Annotated in this window: 18 protein-coding genes and 1 pseudogene; 10 read left to right on the top strand and 9 right to left on the bottom strand. The window is 55.3% G+C overall.

Annotation, left to right across the window (positions count from 1 at the left end; all coding sequences use genetic code 11):
- Positions 1-83: 83 nt before the first annotated feature.
- Both KTE_RS46365 and KTE_RS46370 read right to left on the bottom strand, forming a co-directional pair.
- Positions 84-323, bottom strand: coding sequence for a hypothetical protein (locus KTE_RS46365; RefSeq protein WP_201393354.1), 240 nt, complete (start codon positions 321-323; stop codon positions 84-86).
- Positions 324-676: 353 nt separating this feature from the next.
- Positions 677-1,066 (bottom strand): secondary thiamine-phosphate synthase enzyme YjbQ, encoded by a 390-nt coding sequence (locus tag KTE_RS46370; RefSeq protein WP_201374815.1) that lies wholly within the window; start codon positions 1,064-1,066, stop codon positions 677-679.
- A 173-nt stretch (positions 1,067-1,239) separates the two neighbouring features.
- Between KTE_RS46370 and KTE_RS48650 the strand changes: the two genes are divergently transcribed.
- Entirely contained in the window at positions 1,240-1,638 is a 399-nt protein-coding gene (locus tag KTE_RS48650) for an HNH endonuclease domain-containing protein (RefSeq protein WP_236601069.1), read from the top strand.
- On the top strand, positions 1,569-1,886 hold the full coding sequence (locus tag KTE_RS48655; RefSeq protein ID WP_236601075.1) for a hypothetical protein: 318 nt from the start codon (positions 1,569-1,571) through the stop codon (positions 1,884-1,886). The genes KTE_RS48650 and KTE_RS48655 overlap by 70 nt, the downstream gene beginning before the upstream one ends.
- A 220-nt stretch (positions 1,887-2,106) precedes the next feature.
- On the opposite strand, the gene KTE_RS46380 is transcribed toward KTE_RS48655, so the two are convergent.
- Complete coding sequence (locus KTE_RS46380; RefSeq protein ID WP_201394261.1) at positions 2,107-2,310, bottom strand: hypothetical protein; 204 nt, start codon at positions 2,308-2,310, stop codon at positions 2,107-2,109.
- Positions 2,307-2,528 (bottom strand): hypothetical protein, encoded by a 222-nt coding sequence (locus tag KTE_RS46385; protein ID WP_236601034.1) that lies wholly within the window; start codon positions 2,526-2,528, stop codon positions 2,307-2,309. Before KTE_RS46385 ends, KTE_RS46380 begins: the two co-directional genes overlap by 4 nt.
- Positions 2,529-2,920: 392 nt before the next feature.
- On the opposite strand from KTE_RS46385, the gene KTE_RS46390 reads away from it, so the two are divergent.
- The 3 genes from KTE_RS46390 to KTE_RS46400 all read left to right on the top strand — a co-directional run bounded on the left by KTE_RS46390 (position 2,921) and on the right by KTE_RS46400 (position 5,694).
- Positions 2,921-3,775 carry a MerR family transcriptional regulator gene (locus KTE_RS46390; protein ID WP_201394263.1) on the top strand — a complete coding sequence of 285 codons (855 nt, stop codon included), beginning with the start codon at positions 2,921-2,923 and terminating at the stop codon, positions 3,773-3,775.
- 195 nt (positions 3,776-3,970) lie between these two features.
- Positions 3,971-4,519, top strand: a complete 549-nt coding sequence (locus tag KTE_RS46395) for a carbonic anhydrase (RefSeq protein WP_201394265.1) — start codon at positions 3,971-3,973, stop codon at positions 4,517-4,519.
- Between the two features lie 89 nt (positions 4,520-4,608).
- Positions 4,609-5,694: an NmrA family NAD(P)-binding protein gene (locus tag KTE_RS46400; RefSeq protein ID WP_201394267.1), complete on the top strand. Its 1,086-nt coding sequence runs from the start codon at positions 4,609-4,611 to the stop codon at positions 5,692-5,694.
- 257 nt (positions 5,695-5,951) lie between these two features.
- Here KTE_RS46400 and KTE_RS46405 read toward each other — a convergent pair whose 3' ends face one another.
- Positions 5,952-6,548: a TetR/AcrR family transcriptional regulator gene (locus tag KTE_RS46405; protein ID WP_201394269.1), complete on the bottom strand. Its 597-nt coding sequence runs from the start codon at positions 6,546-6,548 to the stop codon at positions 5,952-5,954.
- A gap of 260 nt (positions 6,549-6,808) precedes the next feature.
- Between KTE_RS46405 and KTE_RS46410 the strand changes: the two genes are divergently transcribed.
- Positions 6,809-7,231 carry a TIGR03618 family F420-dependent PPOX class oxidoreductase gene (locus KTE_RS46410; protein ID WP_201394271.1) on the top strand — a complete coding sequence of 141 codons (423 nt, stop codon included), beginning with the start codon at positions 6,809-6,811 and terminating at the stop codon, positions 7,229-7,231.
- Positions 7,232-7,520: 289 nt separating this feature from the next.
- Here KTE_RS46410 and KTE_RS48660 read toward each other — a convergent pair whose 3' ends face one another.
- On the bottom strand, positions 7,521-8,336 hold the full coding sequence (locus tag KTE_RS48660; RefSeq protein ID WP_236601035.1) for an SDR family oxidoreductase: 816 nt from the start codon (positions 8,334-8,336) through the stop codon (positions 7,521-7,523).
- Positions 8,337-8,660: 324 nt separating this feature from the next.
- Positions 8,661-9,572, bottom strand: a complete 912-nt coding sequence (locus KTE_RS46425; RefSeq protein ID WP_201394273.1) for an MBL fold metallo-hydrolase — start codon at positions 9,570-9,572, stop codon at positions 8,661-8,663.
- A gap of 295 nt (positions 9,573-9,867) precedes the next feature.
- On the opposite strand from KTE_RS46425, the gene KTE_RS46430 reads away from it, so the two are divergent.
- From KTE_RS46430 to KTE_RS46445, 4 genes are all read left to right on the top strand, one after another.
- A complete protein-coding gene (locus KTE_RS46430; protein ID WP_201394275.1) occupies positions 9,868-10,488 on the top strand; it encodes a TetR/AcrR family transcriptional regulator in 621 nt (206 codons plus the stop codon).
- 485 nt (positions 10,489-10,973) lie between these two features.
- Positions 10,974-11,864 carry an isoaspartyl peptidase/L-asparaginase family protein gene (locus KTE_RS46435; protein WP_201394277.1) on the top strand — a complete coding sequence of 297 codons (891 nt, stop codon included), beginning with the start codon at positions 10,974-10,976 and terminating at the stop codon, positions 11,862-11,864.
- 111 nt (positions 11,865-11,975) lie between these two features.
- Positions 11,976-12,527, top strand: coding sequence for a helix-turn-helix domain-containing protein (locus KTE_RS46440; RefSeq protein WP_201394278.1), 552 nt, complete (start codon positions 11,976-11,978; stop codon positions 12,525-12,527).
- A 210-nt stretch (positions 12,528-12,737) separates the two neighbouring features.
- Complete coding sequence (locus KTE_RS46445) at positions 12,738-13,268, top strand: hypothetical protein (RefSeq protein WP_201394279.1); 531 nt, start codon at positions 12,738-12,740, stop codon at positions 13,266-13,268.
- An 82-nt stretch (positions 13,269-13,350) separates the two neighbouring features.
- Here the strand turns inward: KTE_RS46445 and KTE_RS46450 are convergent.
- Together KTE_RS46450 and KTE_RS46455 are read right to left on the bottom strand one after the other, a co-directional pair.
- Positions 13,351-14,855, bottom strand: a pseudogene (locus tag KTE_RS46450) (ISNCY family transposase).
- Between the two features lie 845 nt (positions 14,856-15,700).
- The gene (locus KTE_RS46455; RefSeq protein ID WP_201394280.1) at positions 15,701-16,552 is read right to left on the bottom strand and encodes a pentapeptide repeat-containing protein; all 852 of its coding nucleotides are present in this window, start codon (positions 16,550-16,552) and stop codon (positions 15,701-15,703) included.
- Positions 16,553-16,675 lie beyond the last annotated feature (123 nt).

Genomic DNA, 16,675 nt, shown 5'->3' on the forward strand with positions numbered 1-16,675 from the left:
CGATAAGGACGAAAATGGGTCCCTCTCTGGCCCAATGGCCAGAGAGGGACCCATTGCGATGCTCTCAATTTGCTCCAGGCGGTTTACTCATACCATGGGGCAGCTATTGCCGCGCCTTCGCGCGCACCGGGCGTATACGCGACAACTGCGCTTTCACGCTCGCTGAGGCGAACGACCCATACGTCGTCGGAGAGCGCACGCAGTTTCTCTGCACGCAACGCTGGCACACGTTCAGGGGAGTGCCCATAGAACTCACATGCCGCCTGGATGACCTCCATCGGAGGTTGTGTCATTTGACGTCGAAAGAGAGCAAGTAGGCTCATGATGTTTCCTTTCGCTTGTAAACAAGAGAAGGTGACACCAAGGAACGTCCTTGATCGCTGAGCCACAATGATCTCTTACTTGATGTTCCTGGCCTGACTGTTAAGCCTGTACTTGATACTTCCTTCCCCGCTCCCAACCGGCCCTTTCCGGCTTTGCTCTCTTTTTTATCTTAGGAGGCAGTACGTGGACGCGAGTTCGAGGGACCAAGCCTCAATCACAGTGGAGGCTCTATATTTCTCCACTCACTCTATTCAACGAACACGTCAGGGGCGAGGTCACACACTAAGTGTATATTACACACTTTTAACAGCCTTTTAACAGAGTATTCACATTGCTCCAAGTGTGGCCATTTTCAAAAGGCATGCAGATGGAGGGTTCGTTCGCGGGGACCATCTAGCTCCACCAGGATTACGCTCTGCCAGGTACCGAGCATCAGCCGACGATCTGAGAAAGGGACCACGAGACCGGGGCCAAGAATCGACGAGAGTAGGTGATCGGGAGTATGATGTGGGTCATGTGGATGGCGATACGAGAGATGGGGGAGCATATGGCGTAGGGCATCGAGCAGGTCCAGGTCCGTTCCCGGGTCCAGGTCGGCCGTGGTTAACGCGCAGGTCGTATGGGCGACAAAGATGGAGCAGAGTCCATCCTCCGGGCCTTCCTGGCGCAGATAGCGTTCAATAGTGTCAGTAATATCAATTACCTGGTCTTTTTTCTGAGTTCTTACGCTAATGGTCTTCATCCTATGCCTCCAGGAGATGATTACGTGTTACAGTTAGTCATAGCACGCCCATCCCAGGCGAAAGGTTTTATGTCAGCGACCCCACAGGTGAACCTGTACCGGGCTTGGCCAAATGGGAATATCGGTGCGCCTACTGCCAGGCTACTGGCGTCGCGCTCGGGATCGATCACGTGGTGCCCCAGAGTCGAGGGGGAAACGACCGGATCGCCAACCTGGTGATCGTCTGCCATCCATGTAACCAATGCAAAGCCGATCAAACGCTCGAAGCGTTCCTGGCCGATCGGCCGGAGGTGCTTGCGCGGGTGCAGGCACAGCGCAAAGCGCCCCTGAGGGACGCCGCCGCGGTGAACAGTACGAGGTGGGCGCTCTACGAGAGTCTCAAGAGGCTGGGGATGCCGCTGGAAACCGGCTCTGGCGGGCTCACCAAGTGGAACAGGACAAGCCGGAATCTCCCGAAGAGGCACTGGATCGATGCGGCCTGCTGCGGACGCTCCACGCCCGAATGCCTGCGGATCCAGCACGTGCGCCCCTGGAACATCGAGGCGAGGGGTCGGCAGGCCAGGGCATGGTGAACGTCGATGAGCAGGGGTTCCAGGTCGGACGAGCCAAGGGGCCGAGCCGGGTGCAGGGCTTTTGCACCGGAGACCCGGTCCGCGCCCGTGTCACGAGAGGGAAGAAAGTCGGGGTGTATGTAGGGCGGGTTGCCATCAAAAGCGATGGGTACTTCAAGCTCACGGGTCGTCCGTTCGGCATGGTCGAGGGCATTCACGCCCGCTATTGTACGCCGTTACACCAAAAAGACGGCTATGCCTATTTGTAGGGAGAGGCGGCGCTTCTCCCCCAGGCGTGAACGCCTGTCTTTTACCCACATTTTACAATCAGATTTTGTGGAATAGTACAGGAGGCCAACTCCCCTGTTAAGTGTTTCACAAACACATGTATAGCGATTGGCTTGTGAAGCCCCTCCAAATGGCATCATCCAGCGGCTTAGAGACGATAGAGCCATGCTGACGGCAGTACGGAAAAACGTTGGTCGTTGCCTATTTTTGGATATAGAGTCCGAACAGAAAGCCGACGTTATACGCCAGGCGTTGTGACTCGTCAGCCATAAAATCGCGTATAAAGGTTACTAACTCCATATCCGTGATTGGCCGCGTGTCGCGGTAGATCGCGCTCTGTCCAGCCTGAAAACCGGCGCGTACGTCAGGGGGCTCCAGATTGAACGGTAGTTGCAAGGTGGTCATTTCATCACCTCCGGCGGTTGCTTGCTGAAACGGTCGTCTTTCGTGCCGTACAGGGTGACACCGATGGGGCTGCCTTCGGTGCCAACGGTCACATCGGGTATACCGTCGCTGTTCACATCGCGGGTTTCAAACACCACGACGGCGTTGTCGGTAGCGGATTGCAACATAAAGGTCTGGGCTTTCTTGGGGTGTCCCTCGGGAATGTCGTACACCGTCACAAAGCCCCGGTAGACTTCACCGACCAAGTGATGTCACGACTGGTCGTAGTGGCTCAGGTGGTTGTCGTTAAAGTGCCATTGGGTTTGGAGACCGTTCCAGATTGGTAACAGCACATTGACGGTAAACATGATGTGATTTGCCAGACGCTTTAGCCTTATCTGAGCTAAAGAAAGAGGAAAGGAAGGAAGCGAAGTGCTCTTCAAACCACGGTGCGTTCTACGGAAGGCTCAGCCGTGCCCATGTCAAAGAGCAACTGAAATTGCTCAAAGGAGAACGATCTTTCTCATACTGTGAAGCGCGAGATGCGCGAGATGCAGGGCAAACTCTCTTGACATTGCCGTAGCGTCAAACTGTACACTCTCTGTAGAGAACTCTCCAAGGAGGAATTGATATGTTTCGTATCGGCGAATTCTCCCAAATCGCCCGGGTCTCAGGTCGTCTGCTGCGGTACTACGATGAGATTGGTCTGCTGAGTCCCCAGTCTATCGACCCGGAAACGGGATATCGCTACTACAGCGCACGGCAACTGCCTCGGCTCAATCGCATTCTGGTTCTGAAAGAACTCGGCTTATCATTGGAACACATTGCTCGGCTCTTGGATCAGGAGACCTCTGTCGATGAAATTCGAGGGATGCTGACCTTACGCAAAGCCCAGATCGAGCAATCGGTTCAGCAAGAGATGGAGCGATTGCGCGTCGTGGAGAGCAGGTTGCAGCAGATCGACACCCATGGGCAGATGCAGGAGCCTGACGTGATCCTGAAAGCGGTGGAAGCCTCGCCCTTTCTTGGGTATCGCTGCGTGCTGCCCGGCATGGACGCGATACAGCATCTCGTTCGCAGAATCGCCACCGCTGTTCCGGCAATGGTGGGACGCAACAGCCTTGGTCATATCACCATCATCATCCATTCCCCCATGTATGATCCCGAAGCACTCGATGTCGAAGTCGGCTACCTGCTCACCCAGAAAGGTCCACAGTCGGTTGAACTCTCTGAGGAATGTCTGCTCACTATGCGTACATTGCCAGCAATTGAGACAATGGCAACACTTGCACACGTCGGGCGGGTCAGTGACAGCCACAGGAGTTATGGAGCACTGGCGACTTGGATGGAACACCATGGGTGGCAGATCAGCGGAGCGGGGCGAGATATCCTTCTCCAACTGCCACAGTCGGAGGAACAGGACGAAGCAGTGATCGAGATTCAACTGCCAGTGACCAGGTTCGATCATCCTGCCCTTCTCACCTGAGTTGCTGCCGCTGATCGATGTATTGGAACGTGGGGCTTGACTTTGCCGTTACGTCAAACGGTATGCTCATTCTGTCAATTGCATGAAGCTTCATGCCGCTCCTACAAGGTATACTGACATCTCGTTAAGCGCATGTCTAGATAACTACGCAACATAACTGCCATTCATGAAATGTATTGGTAAAGGAGAAACGATATGACAACTTTTGACGCATTGATAGAACGTAACCAGGACTTCGCTTCCCATCGTTTCCTGAAGGATTTACCCCTGATGCCGACCTTGAGGGCCATGATTATTGGCTGTGTTGATCCGCGCGTCGATCCGGCTCTTCTGCTGGGCCTGGGTCTCGGAGAGGCGGTCGTGATACGCAATGTTGGTGGGCGAATCACTCCAGCGACGTTGCAGACCATGGGGATGCTGGGTAGGGTAGCCCAGAGTGAAAAAGGCAATCCTGCGGGCGAGTTTCACCTTATCGTTCTTCAGCATACCCAATGCGGGATTGCTCGCCTCGAAGGAGACCCTGACATGCTGGCGAGCTACTTTGGCATTGGCAAAGAAGGTGTGACGGCCAAAGCGATTACTGATCCTCACGCAGCGGTGGCGGTCGATGTGGCTGCGCTCAAGGCGAACCCTGCCCTGCCTGGTACCTGGCTTGTTTCTGGACTCGTCTATGATGTGACGACAGGGCTGGTCGAGGTCGTCGTGCCACCGGCTCCCCTCGCGTCACCTGAGAGCAATGAGTAAGAAGCACATTTGGTCATTCAAGTCACCTTTGGGCGCATCTCACAGAGTTCTGTGGCATCTCTCCACGTATCAAACAGGAACTCCATCTCATGAGTAAACCAAGAATCCTTGTTCTGACAGCCGCCGGAAGAACTGGCATGCCCGGTGCGCTTCAACTCCTGGACGAAGGCTTTCCCGTCACCGCCTTTGTGCATCGAGCCGATCAGCGAAGCGAACGCCTCAAGGCGAAAGGCGCGGATATCATCGTCGGCTCGCTCACGGACATCAACGATATGAGAACAGCGATGGCCGGTGCTAGGCGGGCCTACTTCTGTGTGCCCAATGAGGCAGGGTATCTCAAAGCGGCAGCCATCTTTACGGTGGTCGCGGCTGAGCAACAATTGGAAACCGTCGTCGCCATGAGCCAGTGGCTGTCCAATCCCAATCACCCTTCCGTCCACACACGCGAGGTCTGGCTAGCTGACAGGTTGTTTGCAATGTTACCGGGAACCGCCGTGACCTACATCAACCCCGGATTTTTCGCGGACAACGAGATGCAAGTCTTACCGTTCGCCGCTCAATTTGGGTTGTTGTCCTTGCCTTATGGCACAGGCCTCAACGCGCCTCCTTCCAACGAAGATATGGCCCGTGTGGTGGCTGAGATTCTCGCGAGGCCAGAAGGACACGCGGGAAAGATGTATCGCCCTACTGGTCCAAAGCTGTTGTCTCCGCAAGACATCGCGGCCATCCTCGGCAAGGTACTTGGGCGGGAGGTCACGTACCGCAATGCTCCGATGCGGATGCTGTCGAAGATCATGAGAGACCGCTTGTCTCTTTACAACCTTGCCGCGTATTCGCAATACGTGATCGATTACCAGAAGAATGCGTTTGCCGTTAATGCGCCGACGGATGTGGTTCGCCGCATCACGGGGAGAGAGGCGGAGGATTTTGAGACCATCGCGAGACGCTATGTTGCCACCACAGAGGGAGCCAGGCTCAGCTTCGCCACACAGTTCAAGCTCATGCTGGGGTTGATCATCTCGATACTCCGTCCAGCACCGCGAACGGCTCCCTACCTCGCTCTCGGTGAATTTTCCGAGAGATCGCATGTGGCTTTCAGCGCGGACTCACCTCAATGGCGTCAAAGCCACGAACCGCAAGCAAACGAGCCATCAGGAGAGAAACCAGCGTTCTAGCACGCCAAATCAGAACAAGGAAGAATGAGGTAGGCCCAGGAGGGGGCCTACTGGTAAATGTCCTCCGATATGAGCAGGTTTAGCCCTTCGACATAAGCACTTGCCCTCCAATGTGAGCGACTTCAACCAATTTACTTGAGCAAACTGCTTCACATCTGGGATATCATCAGAAAAAGTTGTAAATACCCCGAATACTGTTGGTAGTTGCCGCATCCTTGTCGTCTGGATAGGCTCTGCCATTGGTGCGACGCATTCCGTTATGTCACTGTGACGACAGGAGACAAGCCAGCAACGACGATGGCCAACACATGATGGGCCATGACCTCTTTCGAGATGCTTTGGTCTCCACCGCTCCATCGCGTTGCGGGACCGAAGATCGCCCAACTGAGAGCCTGTGCCGTGGTTTCGATGGTCTCCTCTGGCAAGGGAATCTCTGATGGAATCTGCTGGAGCCAGCGCAAAAGGAGATCATAGAGTTCCTGCTGAATCGTCATCTCATAAAGTAGCTCAAACTGCCTATTGGATGGCCTGTAATACCGACGCGAGAGCGCCATAAAGTCGAATACGGCCAAGATCAGGAGGTGCAAGGTCTCCTTCTGCAAGCTGGAAGAGGGAGGGAGTTTGTTCGTGAGGGCCCGTTGAAACTTCTCGCGTGACCAGTCCGCCATAAGCGCATATTTGTCTTCAAAGTGTGCATAAAACGTGGCCCGGTTGACGGTGGCGCGCATGGCGATCTCCTGGATGGAAATGGAGTGGATATTGCGCTTTTCCTGGACCAGGGCCATGAACGCCTTTAGCAGCAACTGGCGGGTCCGCTGCACTCGTGGGTCGCTGGAATTTCCAACTCTGGACATCTTTTTCCTCGCAATCGTTCAATCGTGCACGCCCCCAGAAAACCAACACGTTCCCCTTCCTGTTGTCTATGCAACGATCCGCGCTCTTTGCTGATTGCGCGAACGCGTGGGCGTGCCTTATCCTTCCAATTGTGTAGTATACACGAAAACGTTGCTTACACAACGCTGTTGTGCGCTGACAAACCTCTCCATGAGCCGGGTGAGGTTCGGGTGCAGCAGCTCTTCCTGGTCAAACTAGCAAAAAAGGAGGCGCATTCAACATGGATCGAGATGCATTACAAGCATTTCTCGCACAACCTCATGATGCCATCATTTCAACGAACCGGGTGGGGAAAGGCTCTCAACTCAATCCCGTCTGGTTTGTATGGGATGGTGAATCGTTCCTCTTTAGCACCCAAAAAGCGAGCGTCAAATATGCCAATATCGTGCGTGATCCCAACATCTCGGTGATTGTCAATGATCCAGTCACACATACCTATGTGGTGACCTACGGACGCGCTGAGATTGTTGGACTTGAGCGTTATCCTGAGCTTTGGAACGCGATTGTGGAGAAATATATCCCAGCAGATCAACGTCAGCAATTCTCAGCGGCATCCTGGACCCAGGCCACCCAGCGGGCTTCTCGCGTGGTCATTGTGCTCAAGCCGGAAAAGGTGGTTAGTCGGGTCTGGGCTGCTCTTTAGCACTGAGCAAGCGAGCAGCAGGGAATGGCTGATGGAACCGGCCCCAGCCATCTCAACATGCATGCGTGCAAGCCTCAACTGGCGAGTGCGCTGCACGCATGCATCGCTGTCACCCTTGGCTCTTTTCATCATTCCACACGCCGCGTTTCGCGTGTCTTCCCAAATGATCACGCACCGCCTTCGCGCATTGAACCCCCCTTTCTCCACTTGCTTAACATCCGCATCAATCATCATTTCCTGCCAGCCACGTCCCAATTCGTTTTTCCTGTTGTAGACCAACGCTTGCCCTTCACCTCGGTCCGGATTTTGCGGGGCTCGTGCGGTGGGAATCGGAGGATGCCCTTGACTGGGGAGAGCGAACGCGTTCTCGAACAGCCAGGACATTCCACCACGGTGACGCCACTGTCCGTAAATTGTTTGAGATCGATGGAACCACCATTCGAGAAAACGTGCATTTGGGTGATGTGCTGGTTTGCACCTGTTCTTTCGCCGTTTCCACCGTTTGGGGCAGATCGCGATGTTCACTTTCCGGGACGGTTTGCCGTTCGGGCTCTTTTTCATTCGTAATCGGTGTCCTTCTCTCAAGAAGGGTACGGAACTCTTCATTCTCTAGCATTTTGGCATTAAGAGATGTTTTGAAAAACCAGGGACTAATAGCATTCACCGTAACTTCTTGTGTTGCCCATTCATTTGCTAACTGATGTGTTAATTGAACGACACCTGCTTTACTTGGTCCGTATGGAGTTCCTGTCGATAAAGTTAAAACAGAAGCAACAGATGCAACATTTACAATCCGCTGGTACTGAGCGAGCAATGAGGCAAAGTTGTCATAGGTCCACGAATGTGTTATGTGCTTCATCTTCGTACACGACAAACCGCAGTGGAGCGTACAAAGCAACTTCTGGCTGGAGCCGCTCATTTGGGTGGCGAGGAGCGGATTGCCAATCGTAAACTGGATGGCTCGATTCCTTTTGCCCGCTAGGGTGAGCAGAGGGCGCAGGAGCACAAAGAGTTTCGCGCGTCGTATCCGTGCGACAATCTGCTCTTCTTGTGCAGAAAGTTCCACTGGTAGTTGCCAAAACATGGTTGCATGTGTGTTCTCCAAGCTTGACAGGCACACTTCGCGTCTGTCTCTCGCATGGCTATCCAACAGCGCTAAACAGATCGAAAAAGAGCGAGGTCCCCACGAAGATGAGGATCTCGCTGGCGATGTACGAAAGGAAGGTGGTAGAGCGACGCAGGCGGCGATAGAACTGGTTGGTGGCACCAGTTTCCTATCGTGGTGATGAGTTCCTTAAAAGAAAAAGGCGCAGGCTGGAGGAGTCCTGCGCCTCTCTCTCCCCCACACGCTCGCGCATCCTGCCCCGCAGAGGGGTTCCCAGCGAGATCACGTGTGGATCTTTGGCTGCTCGACTCCTCTGGCATTGAGTCACTGCTCTCTGCTCTTTCTGAGAGCAGGCAATGCCAGGGGTGTTCCTGTTAGTTCCGCGTAGATGTTTCGGATCGCAAAAGGAATCCACATGTCGTTCTCCCACTCCAGGTAACGCTCTTTGATGATCCGAGCACCTTCCTGGTCAATGAGTTCAAGCGCCTGCTCCTCTTTGACGCGCCGATTCACCTCCTCGCGCACAAAGATTAGGAGGTCTTGAAACTCTCGCAACAGTTCGACCGTTGCCACCTCACCGTGCCCTGGAACTACCGTTGCCGGAGATAGATCGATCATCCGCGCAAGCGCCGCTATCCATTGCGTCCCATGAGCATCCTGATCGGGGAAAATCGGAAACAGGCGGTTTTCCACGAGGTCGCCTGTGAAGAGCACACGCTCGTGCGGGAGGAAGACGATCTGATCGCCACGAGTATGGCCAGCCAGTTCACGCAGCACCACACGCTTGCCACCCAGGTCGATGACTTTTTCCCCCTGATAGGTTTCACCTGGCATAACCAGCTCCACATCTTCGAGCAGGTCTTTGACAACGGGGTCCATATCGCGAAAGAGGTTCAGGTAGAAAGCTCCTTTTTCTCGCAGTTCCTCTCCCTGAGTGGTATTGGCAATGATGGTGGCATGACCTTTGAAGGCTTGAGCACCGAAGGCATGCTCCGGGTGAAAGTGGGTAGTGGTGAGCAAGAGAGTCTTTCCTCTGGCCACCTCTACTGCTTTCTGGAACACTCGTTTGCCATTTTCTCTCCCCAGGCCGCAATCAACGACCAGCACAGCATCCGTGCCAATCACGATCCCAATATTAGGAACCAGGTTGATGTGCGGGTCAGGAAGCACGATGACCCCTGAGGTAATTTCCCGGGCCAATTCTAGTTGAACCAGGGGAGCGTTAAATTGAAACATCACTTCTTCTCCAATCTCAACGTTGGGTGAAAACACCCCTTAATAAGGCGAAAGCGTTTCTGTCCATCGGGTTTTTTCCTGAAACCATCCTAATCACGTACTCATCTCTCTGGTCCAGATGGCGCTTCCTGAAGTCTGTCAACACAGAAAGTTGGGAATAGTTGTTGAACAACCTCCTGTTGGATACAATGCTACTGGATGATCCCATCCAGATACTGGACAAAGAGGCGTTTCTGTCGGTTAGACCACACATGAAGCAAACTGTTGAAAACATACTGAGCGGCGAAAGGAACATATGGAGCAGAGGAAGATCAACGAGAGAGAAGACCCACGCGTGCTGCGCACGCGGCACCTCTTGCTGCAAGCCTTTTCTGACCTCTACTCAGAAAAGGGCTTTCACGCGATGACGGTGCAGGATATTACTGACAGGGCGAGGGTCAATCGAGGCACCTTTTATAGCCATTTTGAGGACAAGTCTGCAATCCTGGAAGGCTGGCTGCGTGAGCAATTTCAGCAGTGCGTCGCGAATCCAGTGCTCAGCTCAGGTCCCTGGAGCCTAAGCACCTTCCGCTTGCTCATTCAGCGCGTCGTTGAATGGTTCACGCAGTTACACCAGTCGACCAGATCAGCTGAGCGGTCGCTGATCCCTCTGGTGGTGACCACCCTGCAAGAAGCCCTCTTTGAACTGCTCTGGCAAGGATTCAAATCAGTTGCCGGTTCTGGATTGGATCAGCAGATCGATCTGGAAACCGTTGCTATGGTCACGAGTTGGGCAATTTTTGGGACCGGCTTCCAATGTTTCCACCAATGGGACGAGCAGAAGGTGGTTTCGCCCCCAGAAGAGTTGGCGAGCCAGGTGACACGGGTGCTGATGAGTGGCTTAGCCCAAGCACTGCCTGCTTTCCCGCTCAAGTGAGTGCATCTCTCTCCTGAGCTTCAGGAGGCTGCATGATTTCTTGACTGGTTCTCTAGACGAATAAATAAAAGACCTGACGCAGTGCGTATCCGAGGAGATCAGCATAGAGTATGTACAAACCGACTCAAGGGATGCTGAGTCTCCCGACAATTTGGTGAAAAGAGCTCGTTTGTTGACAACGTGATGAAGATACATAGTATGAGAAGAGGTTTCAAACCACGATCAGAAATGGTCAAAACCGTCAAGAATTCCCTTCCTGACCACTCATCCCTAAATCATCAACTTTGCGGAGGAGACTGTACAAAGTCGAACTATGAACATTGGCAAATTCTGGTGATACATCTCACTCATGTTCCGCATGAAGCCGGCCACCCGCAAGGGGTGGCCGGCTTCATGCGGGCGGCGCGTCTCGTTTAGCAATACCGTCAGGTTGCATGATACAATGGACCCAACCATATCAAATACCAGGAGTACATACATTATTTATGCCTATCGCTATCATTGTTCACGGAGGAGCGGGAACCATTGCTCCCGAAAGAATAGAGGGCGCGTGCAAGGGCTGCAAAGAAGCCTCCACCATTGGCTGGAACGTGCTACAGAGCGGCGGGACCGCGCTCGCAGCCGTCGAAGCCGCTGTGAGATCTCTGGAAGATAACCCGCTCTACGACGCGGGCACCGGTTCCTACCTCTCCCTGGACGGCAAGATCGAAATGGACGCCGGCATGATGGAAGGGCGCACCTTGCAGGTTGGGTCAATCGCGGGCGTCGAGCTGATCAAAAATCCCATTTCGCTGGCGCGCCAGGTGCTGGAAAGCCCGCATGTATTGCTGGTCGGCAAAGGGGCACAACAATTTGCGCAGGAAAGGGGCATCTCTCTGTGTGAGCTAAAAGACTTGCTCACCGAAGACCAGCACGAACGCTGGAAAGCGGCACGTAAGGCGCTCGACGAGGGCAAGCTCCAGGAAGGGGAGAAGCATGGCACGGTCGGCGCGGTCGCCATCGACAGCCAGGGGCATTTAGCCGCCGCCACCTCAACTGGTGGCATCTTCAACAAATATCCCGGACGCGTCGGCGATTCACCGCTGGTCGGTTGCGGCTACTACGCCGACGAAGATGCCGCTGTCTCCTGTACCGGCTATGGTGAGGATTTCATCCGTCTGCTCATCGCCAAACGTGCCAGTGATTTTGTAGCTGGTGGTATGAATGCTCAGGAGGCAGCCGAGGCTGCGATCAAAGTGCTGGGCGCCAGGGCCAGTGGAACCGGTGGCCTGATCATGGTCGATCACCGTGGCAATATCGGCTTTGCCCACAATACCCCCAATATGTCCAGGGCCTCTATGCAGGAAGGTATGCAGGAGCCGACCGTCGCGTCATAAAAGGGTTGTGTTGCAAAAAAGGAAGCTGACCCACTAGTGGGTCAGCTTGCAATTGAGCACCAGGAGGGAAGCGGAGGTGGTAGAATAGGGGGAGAAAGAAGGAACACGTCAATGGCTCACTTCCAAAAACATCCCCTGCGTGCTTTCAGCAAACAAGAAGAGCGAGAGTTGCAGCGCATCGTCAAGGCCAGCAGTGAACGGATAGACGTGGCGCGGCGAGCCAAAGCGCTGCTGGCAGTAGCGGCCTCGCAGTCTTTTCCGCAGGCAGCATTGGTGGCAGGCTTTAGAGAGGCACGCAGTGTGCGCGAGTTGGTCGAGCGCTTCAATGAGCACGGTTTGGCAGCGCTTTCGATTGCTGCTGGTCGTGGGCGCAAGCCGACCTACACGAGCGCGCAGCAGGCGCGTATTCTGCAAGAAGTACAGAGGACCCCTGATCGGCAGGCCGATCAGACTGCTACCTGGTCACTCTCCTTACTGCGCAAGGCACTGCAAGCCTCGGATCTGCCTCACATCGCCAACGAAACCATTCGTCAGGTGCTGCATGGGTCAGGCTACAGCTATCAGCGAACACGCACCTGGTGCCGCACCGGCTACGCGCTGCGCAAACGCAAAGGCGGCACGGTGACGACCTATGACGAGCAAACCCTGGAAAAAAAAGACTGATCGAGTTGGCATGCGAGCACGCGGAAGCTGCCGGGATCGTGCAACTCAATGAAGATGAAGCTGGACCGTATCAGGCCATCCCACAGCCGGGCTCCTCGTGGCAACCAGAGGGCCATCCCCTCTTGCATCCCCACGAGTACGAGCGTGGGGGCACCGCTAAACTGCTGACCCTCTGCGCGCCCTGCCACAGGCCAGCTCCGGGCGAAAGGGGTGCTCTCCGCTCCCAATGCCGTTTTGCATCCCTGGCTGAAAGAGCAACTCTCGGAGGTGTTGGACGAATTGGAGAAAAAGCAGCCAGCAGAGACCTTGCCGCCGGAAGCAGAGCGGGCGCACTATGCACAGTGGAAAACGTGGTTGTGGCCACACGAGAACGATGAGGGTCTTCCTCCCTTACGCATCGTGCTCGTGTGGGACAATCTGGCTGGGCACCTGACTCCCGACCTTGTGGTATGGTTGTTTCATCATGGGGTGATGCCGCTCTACACTCCCGTTGGTGGCTCGTGGCTCAATATGGCAGAGTCGGTACAACGCATCATTGTGCCGCGCGCTTTGGCTGGGCAACATCCCAAGAACCCCCAACAAGTCATCGACTGGTTGGAGCAAACCGTGGCCGGTTGGAACGTGAAGCCGACGCCCTTTGTCTGGAATGGCAAGCGGCGGCGACGGCGCGAACGCGCGCGGACACGCCGTCTGGCCGGATCGAGCGCTGCAGTGATTCGAGGGTATTCAATTGCAAGCTGACCCACTAGTGCTTTGTCAATCTTTCTTTGCAACCTGTTTTGTTGAGGAGGAAGGCTTCTTTTTTTCGGCTGAATGGCAAACTTTACATGAGAAGTTGAGCTTCTAGAGCAGCGAGATACCGCTCCGGAGCTTTACGGAAGCGAAACTGCAGCCGACGGCATTCCTCCCGCTGCTGTAACTGCGCACGCAGCTCGCGCCACCTGAGATAATCCCAGGGTCGGAGTTCCTCAGCCGAAAAGAGGTGCTGCTTGCTGGTGACGGCAGCCACGACGCGTACCGACCCCCGGACCACCACCCCCGGAATCGCTCCCCGTCGGCCAGTGGCGCGCCGTTCATGGACACGTGCTGTCCCAAAGCACTGCTCCAGGTCATTGTTGGTACAGGGCAAGCCTTTGACGTCGTAGCATTATAAAAGGCCAGGGGAGAAATTGTGGGTAATCTGACAGAAATGTGCGAGGGCGCCCTCGAGCGGCCCCAGATTAGCTTGCTGCCTTTGCATCTGCTGCACAAATGCCAGATAGCGTTTGCGCATCTGTGCCCCGGTATGCTGCGGCTCGTTGGCCAGGATCTGGGCCGCCTGGCGCACCAGGGAAGAGGCTTTCTGCAACGGTGGCCATAGGGATGCCGTTGCAGAAAGCCCTTTGGTCAGGAGCCGCTGTAATTGGTTTAAAGCAGGGGGTAACCTTTTTTTCCTTGCACCCGCCCAATCGAGTCGCTGATCTGGGTGATACGCTCGTACAAGCGCAGACCCAGCGCGTCCAGAAGCGAGCGTCCATCGTCAGTCAACGACGCACGAACCGCCAGACAATAGCCCCGGATCGCCTCGTTTTCTGGCGTGGGATGCTCTTCCAACGCGTGTTCAATGGGCCGTACGCCGCGTAGCTGCTTTTTTAACTCCGTCTTGGCGTTCCGATCGGCCTCGTAGAGAGGTTTCGTCGCATCCTTCAGATAGTGAAACTGACACAACTGGTGAGGCACGTTGGGAAAGACAAAGGCTACCGCACTGCCAATCGTCTCCTCGCCATCGGAGATGATGCCTGTGACCGGCACCTTCCATGGCGAGAGCAGGCGCTTGACTTCGGTGAGCAAGGCTGTCAGATCCCCCTGCGTACTACTGAGCAACGGACGGGCCAGCAGGATTTCTTCGGAAAGACAGTCGCGCACCACCCACAGCGCCTCGTGCCCCACATCCGGCTGCAAACCGTCGATCGCCAGGACGACGTGGCCCTGCTTCTGAAGCCGGACCTTGATCCGTTCCTGGTCTGCGACACGCAAGGCCACCAGTTCTTCATAGCGATGCATCAGATGCGTCACGCTGCGCAGCGCAATGCTGACCCCACGGGCCAGCAGAGCCTGATGCATTTCCGGCACACTGCGATGCTCCCGAAAACGCCACTGGCCAATCAAGGCAATCACATCCAAGCCAAATTCGCCATGGGGCAGCGCCCAGCGCCCTTCTTCTTCTGGTCGGTGGATCTGATGGAAGCGGGGACAACCCGGCTGGACACACTGCCGGATCACCAGGGTCAATTTCCACATCCCCGAGAGCGTGGTCACGGTGCGATGGCCGTGATTGGCCACCGACAGCGGCTGGCCGCAGTGCTCACACTGCACCTTCAGCGGGGTCAAGGTGATCTTCTGCGTCGCTTCGGGACGCGAGGTTCGTCGGGCCATGATGCTTCTCCTGTTGGGCTTGTCTTCCGTCTTCTCCTTCCAGGCTACACCTGCCTTCAAGTCTTCTTTGCCATTCAGCGTTTTTTTTAAGAATAATTAATTGATTAGTTAATAAAGATTTTTGTTCATCTTGGAATTGACAAAGGGCCGATGAAATAAACAACCGAGTCCTGATATGAGAGCCCGGAGCGGTAGGTGCTTCCGTTGCCTGGCCGGGTGCAGGTGATGGTGCTGGCAGCGCTGTTGTTTCACCAGCAATATGGTAGGGGCGTGCGGATTGATGTGCCTCCATCTTCCTATAGTCGTGCATATTCTCGAGGGTGGCTTGGGGTGGGTGAGGAGTCCTGGCGCGAGGGAGTGAAGGTGAAAGCGTGGCCGAGAGAGGAATGCCTGGGGGAGCTGCGTGAGGGGAGTTGGCTTGAGAGTCCACTTCAGGCAGGAGTGGAGCGAGTTCCCCCAAGAAAGCCAGTCAGCATCTAGGCGTCTGGGGGGATGGTGTGCCTCTGTGAGGGGGGCGTTAGTGAGGCGTCATCATCCCTGGGGAAGTGAGCCCTGCATACCCCAGGATGACATTGCAAGAGGCAGGAGGGTGCTCGCTTTGAACGACGTGGATGAGCAGGTGCTGGCCGCTGCGTTTTTCGAACATGACGCGCACCAGGTTCACCCAGTTCTTCGGAGAGTTCAAGAGCACGAGCATGTTTTTGAGGGTGAGAGGATCGCCGATGCGCCTGGAGGTGGACCCCTGAGGGCTGGTATTGCTAAAGATAAGGGTGATCGCGACAATCTCTGGCTTTGGCGTGGAAGAGTGCGCACGCCTGGACGTGTGCGCAAACAGCCGTCGCTTCAGCCTGGTTGCCCACCACTGGATGTTCCCCGTTATGGAAGTGGGAGGAGGCGAGGGCGCTGTTTGCTGATGGATACGGGCGGTATTGACGCCACTGCGTCTCAAGGACTGCCAACCCCTCGCACACCTGCGAGAGAGTCGCGACCCCAAGCAAGAGATGCTCTTCAGCCTTCATGACAAGGCTGCGCCAATGGGTGTGTGAGGAGATCAGGGAGGAGGAAGATGGAGGAGGAGAACAAGAAATCCCCATGGCCCCCGTGAGATCCACGTTGCTCAGATACGCGTGAATGAGATCAGCGCCATCGAGATTGGCCCCCGTGAGATCAACGCCTTCAAGATGAGCGTTCGTGAGATCAGCCCCCGTGAGAATGGCGTCACGGAGACAAGCTCTCTTGAAATCAACCAACGTCAGATTCGCGCCCCGCAGATCAGCTTTCGTGAGATTGGCATGACTCAACCGGGCGCCCCGTAGATCAGCGCCCCGTAGATCAGCGTTTGTCAGATCGGCATCTTGGAGATCGGCTCCATTGAGAAGGGCTAGCACAAGTTCAGCATTGTGGAGATTGGCTTCATCGAGATCGGCTCCTTTGAGATCGGCTCCCCTGAGAATCGCGCCCCTGAGATCGGCTTGATAGAGAATGACTCCCCTCAGCGAGTCTGCAAGAAGGCAAGCGTCACGCAAGTCGATAGCGATGTCAGGAGACCACCAGGTATTCCATTCGAGCACGCTGCGCTTGAGCCGTGCAAGTTGTTCCGAATCTGCCATGTCGCACCTTACGCTTCCTTTGCTAAAAACCATCGTCTCTTGCAAGAGACGTGCACGCATGCAAAAAATCACAGCGCTCTTGACAGGGATTCGCCAAAGCCACGTTTTGGGTGTCCGGTCGGG

It is taken from the genome of Ktedonobacter sp. SOSP1-85 (assembly GCF_016587415.1).
Lineage (GTDB): Bacteria > Chloroflexota > Ktedonobacteria > Ktedonobacterales > Ktedonobacteraceae > Ktedonobacter.